Source organism: Brevibacterium antiquum CNRZ 918, from assembly GCF_900169145.1.
GTDB classification, from domain to species: domain Bacteria; phylum Actinomycetota; class Actinomycetes; order Actinomycetales; family Brevibacteriaceae; genus Brevibacterium; species Brevibacterium koreense.
On record NZ_FXZD01000004.1, the window covers coordinates 128,065 to 141,232 of the forward strand.

12 protein-coding genes are annotated in these 13,168 nt (G+C 64.1%); 9 read left to right on the plus strand and 3 right to left on the minus strand.

Annotation, left to right across the window (positions count from 1 at the left end; all coding sequences use genetic code 11):
• The first annotated feature begins 137 nt into the window (after positions 1 to 137).
• The 8 genes from BANT918_RS07450 to BANT918_RS07485 all read left to right on the plus strand — a co-directional run bounded on the left by BANT918_RS07450 (position 138) and on the right by BANT918_RS07485 (position 7,449).
• A complete protein-coding gene (locus BANT918_RS07450; RefSeq protein WP_101619658.1) occupies positions 138 to 776 on the plus strand; it encodes a GNAT family N-acetyltransferase in 639 nt (212 codons plus the stop codon).
• Positions 777 to 894: 118 nt separating this feature from the next.
• Positions 895 to 3,159: a prolyl oligopeptidase family serine peptidase gene (locus tag BANT918_RS07455; RefSeq protein ID WP_101619659.1), complete on the plus strand. Its 2,265-nt coding sequence runs from the start codon at positions 895 to 897 to the stop codon at positions 3,157 to 3,159.
• A gap of 46 nt (positions 3,160 to 3,205) precedes the next feature.
• Entirely contained in the window at positions 3,206 to 4,294 is a 1,089-nt protein-coding gene (locus BANT918_RS07460) for a lipoate--protein ligase family protein (protein WP_101619660.1), read from the plus strand.
• Between the two features lie 2 nt (positions 4,295 to 4,296).
• Complete coding sequence (locus tag BANT918_RS07465) at positions 4,297 to 4,791, plus strand: hypothetical protein (RefSeq protein ID WP_035278533.1); 495 nt, start codon at positions 4,297 to 4,299, stop codon at positions 4,789 to 4,791.
• Entirely contained in the window at positions 4,752 to 5,555 is an 804-nt protein-coding gene (locus BANT918_RS07470) for a peptidase E (protein WP_101598557.1), read from the plus strand. Before BANT918_RS07465 ends, BANT918_RS07470 begins: the two co-directional genes overlap by 40 nt.
• 86 nt (positions 5,556 to 5,641) lie before the next feature.
• Entirely contained in the window at positions 5,642 to 6,427 is a 786-nt protein-coding gene (gene thyX, locus BANT918_RS07475) for an FAD-dependent thymidylate synthase (protein WP_009882613.1), read from the plus strand.
• A 1-nt stretch (position 6,428) separates the two neighbouring features.
• A complete protein-coding gene (locus tag BANT918_RS07480) occupies positions 6,429 to 7,007 on the plus strand; it encodes a maltokinase N-terminal cap-like domain-containing protein (protein ID WP_101619661.1) in 579 nt (192 codons plus the stop codon).
• Positions 7,008 to 7,014: 7 nt separating this feature from the next.
• Positions 7,015 to 7,449, plus strand: coding sequence for an HIT family protein (locus tag BANT918_RS07485; protein WP_009882611.1), 435 nt, complete (start codon positions 7,015 to 7,017; stop codon positions 7,447 to 7,449).
• Positions 7,450 to 7,458: 9 nt separating this feature from the next.
• Here BANT918_RS07485 and BANT918_RS07490 read toward each other — a convergent pair whose 3' ends face one another.
• From BANT918_RS07490 to BANT918_RS07500, 3 genes are all read right to left on the minus strand, one after another.
• On the minus strand, positions 7,459 to 8,511 hold the full coding sequence (locus tag BANT918_RS07490) for a zinc-binding dehydrogenase (RefSeq protein WP_009882610.1): 1,053 nt from the start codon (positions 8,509 to 8,511) through the stop codon (positions 7,459 to 7,461).
• A 111-nt stretch (positions 8,512 to 8,622) separates the two neighbouring features.
• Positions 8,623 to 9,561: a 3-methyladenine DNA glycosylase gene (locus tag BANT918_RS07495; protein ID WP_101619662.1), complete on the minus strand. Its 939-nt coding sequence runs from the start codon at positions 9,559 to 9,561 to the stop codon at positions 8,623 to 8,625.
• On the minus strand, positions 9,558 to 12,266 hold the full coding sequence (locus tag BANT918_RS07500) for an ATP-dependent RNA helicase (RefSeq protein WP_101619663.1): 2,709 nt from the start codon (positions 12,264 to 12,266) through the stop codon (positions 9,558 to 9,560). The genes BANT918_RS07495 and BANT918_RS07500 overlap by 4 nt, the downstream gene beginning before the upstream one ends.
• Before the next feature lie 73 nt (positions 12,267 to 12,339).
• Here BANT918_RS07500 and BANT918_RS07505 point away from each other — a divergent pair, with 73 nt between their 5' ends.
• Positions 12,340 to 13,146 carry a fumarylacetoacetate hydrolase family protein gene (locus tag BANT918_RS07505; RefSeq protein WP_101619664.1) on the plus strand — a complete coding sequence of 269 codons (807 nt, stop codon included), beginning with the start codon at positions 12,340 to 12,342 and terminating at the stop codon, positions 13,144 to 13,146.
• Positions 13,147 to 13,168: the final 22 nt, after the last annotated feature.

Below are 13,168 nucleotides of genomic sequence, written 5' to 3' on the forward strand. Positions count from 1 at the left end.
GGCCCCCGGTCACCAGCTAGGTGTCAGACCCATGGCTGCCCAGCAGCTCGTCTGCCATGCACCAGATCCTCAACCCAGTGGCGAAGATTTTGTCATGAGTTCAACTCCTCGACTGCCGACGTGGCTAGGGTGGGAGCATGGACGAACATGCCGAGCGTGAAGTTCTCGGAACTTCACCTGCAGAGCTCAACGTTGAACTCGTGTGGGGCCTACCAGGTGGTCTGGGGCAGAGCTGGGAACTCGTGGGCTCAGCGGCTGGAATCCTGGGGGTGCTCCCTCCGCCTCTCGAGGTCGAAGAACTCTACGCAGCGGCAGCAGCCGAACCGCCTTTGAATGAAGATCCGAGGCACGCTGCACTGTTCGGGAGTCTGTACGACCTCTCGGTCAGAAACGGTCAGGTCCTTGTCGCAGCGTCGCGCTCTGGTGGGCGCCTGAGATCGATCGCCTACGGCCATTTCTGGTCCTGGGCGGAGCAGGACCACGACTGGGCACATGAACTCCGCTCGACTCTCGGCGACGCCGCGCAGGCGATCGAATGGTCGTTCGCGCTCAATCTGTTGGCACGCGACCCTCATCTGCGCAGTGCTGGACTCGGACGGGCCACGTTGCAGACTTGGCTGGCCGGCATCAGCGGGCACAGCTGCTGGCTCCTGACCAACGACATCGACAGCCCCGCTCGCCGACTCTACGAAAGCCTCGGTTTCTTCGCGCTCGGTCATGGGCCCCAGGCGCCCAATGGCCAACCGGGACTGGTCATGTTCAGACCACCAGCCTGAGCCGAACCGTTCACGAGGATTGAACTGCTGACCGACGGCTGAGCTGCTCTACCGCGGTGGAACAGCTGCGCCGGAGAGCACGTGCTACGCACCACCCCGCGATCATTAGGATGGTGGCATGCGCAAAGAAGCTACGTCAGACAACCAGCAGACCGAAGCTCCCACCGCGGCCACTGAGCCGCAGAACCTGGCCCCCATGCCACACGATGAGAACCTGTGGCTCGAAGACATTCACGGGGATAAGCAGATGGGTTGGGTCAAGGACCAGAACGCGAAGACCATTGCCCGGTTCCAAGACGATCTGTTCGACTCCATCGCCGGGGACATTCGGACCGCGTTGGACTCCGAAGGCAAGATACCGATGGTGGCCAAACGCGGAGATCACTACTTCAACTTCTGGCGCGACTCCACGAACCCCAAAGGCATGTGGAGACGAACCACGTGGGACAGCTACGTCTCCGATTCTCCCGAGTGGGAGGTCCTCATCGACCTCGACGAGCTCGGCGCAGCGGAGGCGACGCCCTGGGTGTGGGCTGGAGCCTCGGTGCGCCGATCGGACAATTCCCGTGCACTCGTCTCGCTGTCGCCCGATGGTGGAGACGCCCACCGGGTGCGCGAATTCGATCTGGTGACCAAAACCTTCGTCGACGGCGGCTTCGACCTGCCTTCGGCGAAGACTCGCTTCGCGTGGCTCGATGACGACACAATCATCGTCGCCACCGATACGGGCGAGGACTCTCTCACCACCTCGTCCTATCCGCGTCAGGCACGTGTTCTCAGGCGTGGGCAGGCCATTGCTGAGGCTCCGATCGTGGCCGAAGTGCCCCACGACCATGTCGCCATCTTCGTCGGCAGTGACGTAGGGGCTGCAGGCACCGATTCCACCGACAGAGCGTTCGCCATCGATGCCATAGACTTCTTCAACACGCGACTCAGCTTCATCGACCTCGACGCAGTCGTCGACGAATCCGGGCCCGTCTCAATCATCGCCTCGGCGTGGGAGAGCAACTGGACCGTCGTCGATGTGCCAACCGATGTGGAAGTCGGGTTCGAAAGGGACTTCGTCCTTTTCCGGCCCCAATCCGAGTGGAGTCACGAGAACTTCTCGGTCCCGGCCGGAGGTCTGGCCGTTGCTGACATCGCCGAGGTGAAGGCCGGGACAATCGCACCGACCGTCATCTTCACCCCGGATGAACACTCCGCCCTGCAGTCGTGGACCTGGACACGGGACTTCCTGATCCTCGAGCTGCTGGCTGACGTGCAGTCACAACTGGTCGTTCTTAACCCGAACGACAACTTCTCGTCGTCTTCGCTGCCAGGAGTCCCCGCCAATCATATGGTCGGGTTGGGGGCCGTCGACAAACACGATGACGCGAGCGCCAACGACTATTGGCTGGTGAGCACGGGGTTTCTGACTCCGTCGACTCTGTCGTATGGGAGCCTGGAGCCTTCGAACGGCTACAGCGCGCCCGTCGTCATCAAATCGGCACCGGCACTGTTTGCCAGCGACGGGTTCTGCGTCGAACAGCACTTCGCCACAAGTGAGGACGGGACTAAGATCCCCTATTTCCAGATTGCCGACAGCGAGTTGGTCCTCGACGGGAGGAATCCGACCCTTCTGGATGGGTACGGCGGTTTCGAGGTCAGCCGGACGCCGGGCTACACCCCGGTGATGGGCATCGGATGGCTGGGTCGCACGACGACTGGGGCCTGGCAAGATCCCGACAGCCAACAGACCGTCACGGCGACTGAAGCGCCGATTCCCGCAGGGCGTCGCGGGGTCTATGTCCTCGCCAACATCCGCGGCGGTGGAGAATACGGGCCACGGTGGCACACCTCGGCGATGCGAGAGAACCGGATGCGAGCCTATGAGGACTACGCTGCCGTTGCCCGCGACCTCATCGAACGCGGAGTGACATCTGCGCGCAGCCTGGCGTGCGCGGGTGGCTCGAACGGCGGGCTGCTGGTGGGAAACATGCTCACACAGCACCCCGAACTCTTCGGTGCAATCTCGTGCGGAGTCCCCCTTCTGGACATGCGCCGCTACACCAAACTCAGCGCCGGCTATTCGTGGAAGGCAGAGTACGGTGACCCCGATGTGGCTGAGGACTGGGCATTCATTCAGAAGTTCTCGCCCTATCATCTGCTCGAAGTTGGCACTGACTATCCGCCCGTGCTGTTCTGGACGGCGACCTCTGATGACCGGGTCGGTCCAGTGCAGGCACGCAAGATGGCAGCTCGGATGCAGAATCGCGGCATTGACGACGTGTGGTTCTTCGAAGACACGGAAGGCGGACACTCGGCAGCGTCGGACAACAGGCAGGCGGCCTTCACCCGCGCACTCAGCTACCGATTCCTGTGGAACTCGCTGACAGGAGAGTGAGCAAGCTCACAGCTTCTGAGTGGAGCCTGGGCGTAGCGTTGGAACCATGACGAACGACACGCACGAAACCCAACGCTTTCACGCCGAGTACAAGGTCATCGGCGGAAAACTCGTGGTCGCCGATGTAGAGACCGACGGGAAGACCATCACCGAGGTCAAGATCTCCGGCGACTTCTTCCTCGAACCCGAAGAAGCTTACTTCGACCTTGCTCCCGCGCTCGTGGGTGCCAGTGTCACCGCGGACAATGCGAATCTGCGTCAGCGCCTCGACACGGCACTTGCCGGATACGGCTCGGAACTGGCGATGCACGGGTTCTCCACCTCGGACATTGCCACAGTCGTCCGCCGCGCACTGGGGTCGGCCGCGAACTTCACCGACTTCGACTGGCAGGTCATCCGCGGCGAGGTGCTGCCCACTCAGGTCAACGTCGCCCTCGACCAGGTGCTGCTGGACGAGGTCGCGGCGGGACGACGGAAACCGACCCTGCGGTTCTGGGAATGGGACGATACCGCCACGGTCATCGGAGCCTTCCAATCCTATGTCAACGAACTCCGACCGGAGGGAGTCGAGAAGTACGGTGTGCAGGTTGTGCGCCGCATCTCCGGCGGGGGAGCGATGTTCATGGAAGGCGGGAACTGCATCACCTATTCGATGTTCGTACCGCCCTCGCTGGTCGCCGGCCTCGACTACGAGGAATCCTATGTCTTCCTCGACCAATGGGTGCTAGCCGCACTGAAGAGCCTCGGCGTCGAAGCCTTCTACAAGCCGATCAACGACATCTCCTCAACCGGCGGCAAGATCGGCGGTGCGGCACAGAAGAGACTGCGTGATGGCACTCTGCTCCACCACGCGACCATGAGCTATGACATCGACGCCGACAAGATGGTCGAAGTCCTGCGCATCGGCGAGGCGAAGATCTCCGATAAGGGAGTATCGAGCGCCAAGAAGCGCGTCGACCCCCTCCGCAGCCAGACCGGTGAGGCCCGCAAGGACATCATCGACGTCATGGCCAACACCTTTGCTGACCGTTATGGGGCAAACTTCGACACCTTCACTGCCGACGAACTGGACAAGGCGCAGGCTTTGGTTGATGAGAAGTTCGGCACCGAGAAGTGGACGCACCGGGTGCCGTGAGTATGTCCTCAGGTGATCAAAACCCCTGGTGGCAGGCCCAAGCACTGGCCCTGGCCGCGGAAGCACAACGCCGTGAGAGGCGGCAGGGAACCACACTCATCATCGTCTCGTCCGTGTTCGTGGCGGCCTCGCTGCTGTGTATGTTCATCGGCGCTCTCCGCCTGATCGGGCTGGTGTGCCTGGTCTTTTTCGGTGCCTGTCTCTTCGGCGGAATTCTGATGCGCAGGGACCCCAATTCCCGGACCACGTTCGTGCTCACACTGTGGGTGGGGCTGCTGATGGGGCTCGGGATGGGGCTCCTGTTCATCTTCACGCTCATATCAGCGGTGACCTACGGGGTGAGCGGCAACCAGATCGCGGTGCTCATCGTTGCCGCAACCGGCTTCCTGTTCTTCGGAGTCGGCGCCGTCGTGGCAATGGTGAAGGCTGGCCGAACGAGACGGAAAGCCCGAGACCAATGGCAGGCCAGACGACCTCAGGGGCGCACAACACGATGATGGATGCGGCCCTCAACCAGTCTACGATCGTCGCTCTCGGTGGTGGCGGGTTCTCGATGTCGGAATCCGGAACATCAGCGATCGATGACTACCTCCTGGAGCTGGCGACCACCGTTCGAGACAAGCGCAGCACAGAAGCTCACCACCGCCGAGGTGGTCGCGGAGCTTCGGTGCTTCCCCGAGTGTGCTTCGTCCCGACCGCCTCAGGAGACAACCCCGATTACATCCACCGCTTCGAAGCCGCGTTCGACGGACGGGCAGAAACGCACGTGCTCTCAATGTTCGGACAGAGCCCGTGGGGTTACCAGGACCCGAAGATGCTCCAGAACATGGACCTCATCTACGTCGGCGGCGGATCCACCGCCAACCTGCTGACGCTGTGGCGTGACCACGGAGTCGATGACATCATGGCGCTCGCCGCGTCAAGGGGCACTATCCTGGCCGGAATCAGTGCCGGTGCCAACTGCTGGTTCGAGGCCTCGTCGACAGATTCGTTCGGGCCCCTGGCTCCACTCAGCGACGGCCTCGGGCTCATCCCCGGAAGCGCCTGCCCGCACTATCACGGTGAACCCGGCCGGGCCGAGACCTTCCGAACATGGATCGAGGCCGGCCAGCTTCCAGGGCCCGGGCTTGCCATCGATGACCATGCTGCGGTCGTCTTCGAGAACTTCAGAGCCACCTCGGTGATTGCGGAGAAATCCGAGGCACACGCCTACATCGTCGACGAGCGAGGCGAAACACGGCTCGACAGAGACGTGACCTAACATTCGTCACGGACGGTCGAACCACCTCGGCGATCTGATCTGTAGGATTGGGAATCAATCAAGCCATACCCTGCACAAGGAGAGCCATGCGCCAGGTCGAACCATCCGTAGAACTGCTCGCAAAACCCAGCATCGACTGGGAATCGATGAGGACATACCTCGACGAGGTGGGCGGAACTACCTGGGCCGACCGGGTCGAAGAGGCCGATTCTCCCGACGCCGAGGATCTGCTCGAGTTCTCCGGACGCATGTGCTACCGCTCGTGGGAACCGGGACTGAACCCGAACGTGTCGCGCGTGCGCACCGACTCGGCCCAGTACCTGGGCAACGTCATCGCCTCCCAGCACGGATCGGTGCTCGAACACGCGAACTTCACCTTCGTCCTCCACAACGTCTCACGGGTGCTCACCCACGAACTCATCCGTCACCGTGCAGGATCGGCGTTCTCGCAGGAATCCCTGCGCTACGTGCGCCTGGCCGACATTCCGTTCTGGTTCCCCGAATGGGCACGTGAGGACTCGGAGCTCATGGAACGCTCGCTCAAGGTCCTCGACACCCTCGAAGAGCACCAGAAGTGGATGACCGAGCACTTCGAACTCGACGAAGCCAGCACCAAGTTCTCCCACAAGAAGCACATGACCTCCTTCATGCGCCGCTTCGCACCCGAGGGCCTGGCCACCGGCATCGTCTACACCGCGAACCTGCGCTCCCTGCGTCACGTCATCGAGATGCGCACCGCCAAGGGAGCAGAGGAAGAGATCCGTCTCGTGTTCAACAAAATCGGTGAGGCCATGCGCGAAGAGGCCCCAGCGATCTTCTCCGACTATGAAGTGGTCGATGGGGAATGGATCCCCGGGACCCGGAAGGCATGACATGGCTGACATCTACAGCGCCGAACTGAACCCCGGAAAACTCGACGTCATCTCCGCATGGCTGTCCAAGCAGTCATGGGCAGCCGAGGCCGATGTGGCCCCGGAGTCCTTGAAGAAGGTCACGTCCTACCGCTTCGACGATCCGGAAGGCAAGGTAGGCGCCGAGATCCACATCGTGGCCGCCGGTGACCGTGTCTTCCAGGTGCCGCTGACCTACCGTGGTGTTGAGCTGGCCGGTGCCGACAAGCACCTGATCTCGACCATGGAGCACTCCATCCTCGGCACGCGCTGGGTTTATGACGGAATGGGCGACCCACACTTCCGGCAGCGACTGGACCACGCGATCGCCACCGCCGGAACCTCGGCAAAGCAGTACCGCGTCGACGACGAGGGCAACCGAATCGACGAGATCACCGATGTGGCTCATGCCTGGGGCACGGGACCCATGGCCGGTGCCGAAGACGTGCAGGTGCTGTATGAACTCAACCTCGACTCTCCCGCTGAGGGATCCGACGCGGGACTGCTCCTGGGCCGCTGGGCGGGTCAGGAAGCTCCGGTCGTGCTCGCCGTGATGGTGTGATGCACTGATGAGCCAGGACTGCCTGTTCTGCGGGATCGTCGCAGGTGACGTGCCGGGTGCGAAGGTTGCTGAGACCGAGACGACCTACGCATTCATGGACATCCAGCCGGGCTCCGACGGGCATCTGCTCGTCGTTCCCAAGCGTCACAGCACCGATCTGCGCGACATCCCGTCCGCCGACCTCGCCGAGGTGGCCATCGAGTCACAGCGCATCGCCAAGCACGTCTTCGACGCGTGGGGCGCGGACGGGGTCAACCTGCTCAACTGCTGTGGAGAGGATGCCTGGCAGACGGTCTTCCACTTCCACATGCACCTCATCCCGCGCTACCGGGACAAGACGAAGGACCGGCTGCGGCTGCCGTTCGAACCGGGTGTGCGTGGTGACGCTGAGCTGATCGAGGATCTGGCATCCTCGATGCGCTCAGCCCTGCAGGAGGGCTGACTCGGCCCGTTACCGGCTCAGGTCGATGATGGTCATCCCCGAGCCGGTGCTCGAGCCCAGCATCTCCATGGCCGCGGGAGCGTCCTCAAGACCGATGACGTTCGTGACCAGGTCCTGCGGGCGGAGTCTGCCGTCGCCGACGAGGTCCAGCATCTCCGGGTACTCGGCCGCGGCCATCCCATGGGAGCCGAGGACGCTGAGCTCGAGACCGATGACACGTCCTACGTCGATCACCGGCGGAGCAGACAGCAGTCCGATCTGGACATGACGGCCCAAGGGCGCCAGCGAGGCGATCCCGGCAGCGATCGTGTCCTCACGGCCCAGCGCATCCACGCTGACAGCCACACCATCGGGACACTCCTCCGAGAACTGTGCGACCACCTCGGCGGACAGCTGGGTCGGGCTCTTACCGGAAGCGTTGACCGTGTGCGCCGCTCCATGCTGTCGGGCTCGCTCGAGTGCGGCATCACTGACATCGACGGCGACAACCTGGGCGCCGATGGCCCGGGCGATCATGATCGCTGACAGGCCGACCCCGCCGCAGCCGAAGACCGCGACCGTCTCACCGGCGTTGAGGTTCGCTCGCACCCTCAGTCCGTGGAATGCGGTGGCGAATCGGCATCCGAGTCCCACCATCGCCGAGGCAGGCAGATCGTCGGGGACCGCGATGAGGTTGGCATCGGCGTTGTGGATGACCACCTGGTCCGCCCAGGAGCCGAAGTGGGTGAAGCCGGGTTGAGTCTGATTCGGGCAGACCTGAGCATTGCCGCTCAGGCACCACCGGCAGCGCCCGCAGCCGCACACGAAGGGCACGGTCACGCGCTGGCCAACACGGAAGTCCGTGACCTCGGGTCCCGCAGAGGCGATGTGACCGACCAGCTCATGGCCGGGCACATGGGGCAAGGAGATCGTGGAGTCGTGGCCCGACCACGCGTGATGATCGCTGCGGCAGACGCCGGTGGCCTCGACGTCGATGACGACACCGGCGGTGGGAGTGGAGGGGGACTCGATGTCTCTCAGCTGGGGGAGGACAGAGAACTCTTCATAGACGATTGCACGCACACGGCAATACTATGCAGGCAGGGGCGGGCGACTCACCGCGGTCCACACTGTGTGCACTTTGCTGGTGCCCGGCCTCAAATGGGGCGGGCACTCTATCTGTCGGCTCTGCCTTCAGTCGGACTCTCTGGCGTAGACCCCAACCGCGGCCAAGGAGTCGAGCAGTCGCTGTCGCAGAGCCTGGGCCCGTTCGGAGAAGGCTCTTTGGCGATCCATGTATTCGGCCTTGCCCTCGGCGGTTTCGATGGCGACGACACCGTCGCCCCAGCCGCGCAGGTCATAGGGCGAGGCCTCCATGTCGAGGGTGCGGATGTCCAGCGCCAGGTCGAAGCAGTCGACGACGAGGTCGGAGGGGGCGATGGGCCCGATCTTCATCGCCCATTTGTACAGGTCCATTCCCGCATGCAGACAGCCCGGCTGTTCGTTGGCCACCATGGACTCGCGGGTGGGCTGGAGAGTGTTCAGTGGCCTGGCTGGCCCGGTGAAGAAACGAAACGCGTCGTGATGTGAGCACTGGATCCGGTGACCTTCGACGACGGCATCGGTGGCCTCATGGCTCAGCCGCAGCGGCACCTGCTGATGACGACGCTGCTCTTCGCTGAGTTTGTAGACCATCGCCCATTCGTGAATGCCGAAGCATCCGAAGTTCGCCTCCCGACGCAGGGTCGACTGGAGCAGCGAGGCGATGAACTTCGCACCATCGCCACGGTCGCTGCGCCAAGACTCGACATCCACCTCGGCGATCGTGCCGGCAGGATTCGTGGTGTACCAGCGACGGTCGAAGTAGGTTCGGTCGGCCTCGGTGTCCAACTCGAGGCGCACTCCGGGGCCGGGATTCCATTTGGCCAGCTGACCCGCTTTGAACGGATAGTAGGTGAACAGGAAATCCTCGACCGGGTGCTTCTCGCCTCTGAGCCGGCGGGCGAGGTGCGCATCGGTCCTCTCCGCAATCTGCAATGCGTGCTCATCGCGCAGTGTTCGCCACGTGGGTGCGCTGATCGCAGCACCGAGCATGTCGGTGCCATCAGCGGTCAGGGAGGCGGCGAGAGTCACCTCTTCATTGTCCCAGACCGCTTGGTCCCGCGCATCGGGGGTGCCGTCAGCGGATCCTCGGGCCAGGCATGCTTCGGATAACGGCCGCGGTTCTCGGCTCTGACGTGGGAATACGCGTTGGCCCAGAAGGAGGCGAGGTCGCTGGTGACCGCCAGAGGTCGGCGGGCAGGGGAGAGGAGGTGGACCACCACCGGGACTCGACCCTCACACACGCTCGGCGCAGTCTGCCAACCGAAGCACTCCTGGAGCTTGACCGCGAGCACAGGCCCCTGTTCGGAATCGGATTCCGAGTCCACACGGTCGGGATCGGGATAGTCGAGGCGAACCCGGGAACCGCTGGGCACCTCAACACTGACCGGCACCAGCTCGTCGAGGCGCGACGCCTGCGGCCAGGGCAAGAGAGTCCGCAGCGCAGAGACAAGATCGACCCTGCTCGGATCGGCTCCTCGGGCGACCCGGTCCAGGGCCGCCGGGCACCACTGGGTCAGAGTCTGTGACAGCTGTGACCAGCGCACATCCGGCCACGGTGTGCCATAGACGGCGTGCAGCAGCCCCAGCCGCGAGCGCAGTTCCTCGAACGCCTCACTGGGTCGCAGAATCTCTCTGGCTCCGCGCTGACGCACCGAAGCTGCGATCGCCGAGCGGGCCAATTCCGGACTCGCCTTGATCGGTGTGGCAGTGAGTTCGATGCCGCCGAGGCGGGTCCGGCGCACCGCACGGACCTTGCCCTGCTCGAACGTCGCCGTCTCCTCGGTCGCCATCAGCCCGGCCCCCGCAAGTTCCGCGGTGTCCTCGTCGATGACCACAGCCGCCCTGATCACAGCGCGCCCGCCAGAGAGGCCGACATCGGAGATCGCCAACCACGGGCTTCCCTGCAGCGAGGAGTTCCGCGGCAATGTCGCCGCTGTGCCCGAGGCCAGCAGGTACTCAGAGGCCGAGGAGCTGCGCAGTCGTCCGATCTGCATCGGGTGGGCGAGGGCGACGACGAGGCCCAGGTCATCGGGACTCAGTGACCCTGCCCGGGCCGAACCCTGATCCGCTGTTCCCTGATCCGCTGCATCCTGCGGGTTCGAGAACTCCGCGGCCAAACCGGCGAAGCGCTTCACATCTTGAGCGAACCGACGGTCCTTGCCGCGCCGCAGCTCGCGCAGGGTGGCCACAAGATCGGCACCAGGGGCACGCTGCTCGGATTCGATCACAGCGATCGCCTCGGCCGCAGCCGCCGGGGACAGCATCGCGGCTCCGTCGAAGAGACCTCGCGCTGACCACACCGAGGCCGGAATCCGGGCGATGGCCCGTCCCAGCTCGGTGACCGTGACCGAGGCCTCCTCGGCGCCTGCATCGCGCTCAGCCCCCGCACCCTGATCCGGACCTGCACCCTGAACTGGTTCTGCGGCCTCGAGCGCCCCAAGCGCCACGAGATTGTCCACGGCCAGGCGGTAGGGGCCCTCCGGCATCGGATCCGGCAGCAGGTCCGTGTCACCACCCCACACCGCAAGGGTCAGCACCGCCGAGGTGAGGTCGGAGGTCGCAATCTCAGCCGGCGTGTGCTCGGGCAGGCTCGCCCAGTCAGATTCGGACAGGCACCGATAGACCGTGCCAGGCCCCAAGCGCGAGGCACGGCCGGCACGCTGCGTGCCCGAGGCCTTGGACTCGCGGGTGGTGACCAGACCAGACATTCCACGCCGCGTATCCAACCGGGGACCCCTAGCCAGCCCCGAATCGACGACGATGCTCACCCCGGGAACCGTGAGAGCCGACTCCGCGACCGAGGTCGAGACGATTACGCGACGTCGGCCAACCTCGGCGGCCTGCGGTTTCAATATCGCATCCTGCTCCTTGGCAGGGGTGCGCCCGAGCAGGGTGTGAACCTCGGTCGCCGGTGTGGCTGGAAGGGACCGCGCGATGCGCGAGGCGATCTCCTCGACCTCCCGGGCACCGGGAGCGAAGACGAGCACGTCCCCACTCGTGTGCGTTGAGAGAGCATCGACGGTTGTGCGGGCCACATGAGCGAGGAAGTCCCAGGTCACTCCGCGTGCGTCCAGAGGCCGCTGCTTCGCGGGTGCCCACCTGACCTCGAGGGGATGGACCTGGGCGGATACCGACAGCAACGTGGCCGGAGACTCGGCCCCACCGGCATTGTCACCTGCTCCCAAACGTCGTGCCCATAGCGTGGCGTCCAGGGTCGCCGACATGACGATGAGGCCAAGGTCCTCACGCAGATCGACGAGCTCCCGGCACAACGCGAAGGTCAGGTCGGTGTCGAGGTGACGTTCGTGCACCTCATCGAGGATGACCGCTGAGACACCTGCCAGCTCGGGATCGCGCAGCAGCCGAGCCAGCAACACTCCAGTGGTCACGAACTCGATCCGCGTGCGCGCAGAGGTCCGCGACTCTCCGCGAACCGTGAACCCGATGTCCTCGCCGAGGCGGGTCCCCGTCAGCGTCGCCAGCCGCCTGGCGCCGGCCCGGGCAGCCATGCGCCGTGGCTGGGTGACGATGATTCGCCCCGGCATGTCCCCTGGATCATGAAGGTGTTCGGCAATGAGCGGCGGTACCAGTGTGGTCTTGCCGGTTCCGGGCGGGGCCTCGACGACCAGGCGGGGGAATCTGCCGACAGTTGCGCTCGCCAGCTGGTCGATGAGCGCAGCAGCGGGCAGACCCTCGGCGATGGCGTGCAGGTCGAAGTGTGGGGAATCGGGCATGTCCCAAGTGTCTCAGTCCCAGCGCAGAAAGCCCGTGTGTCGGCGGCCCGGCCGACTGACTAGACTGGGGCACATGCGTATTGCCAGATTTGTGCACCAGGATGAACCCAAATACGGAGTCGTCGAAGGCGACGTGCCGCAGATTGAGGACGGCACGTGGGACACGTCCGGTCTCAGCCTCGCCGTTCTTGACCAGGACCCGTTCTTCGCTCCAGCCCAGTCGACGGGCGAAAGGCTGAAATTCGACGATGTTCGTCTTGTCAGCCCGATCCTGCCGCGGTCGAAGGTCATCGGCGTCGGACGCAACTTCGCCGATCATGCCGCCGAACTCGGCAATGAGGTGCCCGTCAGCCCACTGACATTCTTCAAACCCAACACCTCGGTGATCGGTCCCGGAGATCCGATCCGATTGCCCGCCATCAGCGAATACGTGTCCTACGAGGCTGAGCTGGCCGTGATCATCGGCCGCGTCGCCAAGGGTGTGAAGGCAGAGAACGCCTATGACCACGTCCTCGGCTACACCGGCGGCAACGATGTGACCATGCGTGACATCCAGAAGTCGGACAAGCAGTGGTCACGGGCGAAGGGCTTCGATACCTCCTGCCCACTGGGACCCTGGATCGAAACGGAACTCGATGTCGACAACCTCGGCATCCGCTCCTGGGTCGACGGGGATCTGAAGCAGGACGGCAACACCGCCGATTTCATCTTCGATATCCCGACCCTCATCGAACACCTGTCCGAGACCATCACCTTGCTGCCCGGTGACGTCATCCTCACCGGCACTCCCGCCGGTGTGGGGCAGATCGTGTCCGGCAACCGTGTCGACATCGCGATCGACGGGCTCGGAGTCCTCAGCAACATGGTCATGGACGCCTGAGACCGGCACCAGGCAGCATCCC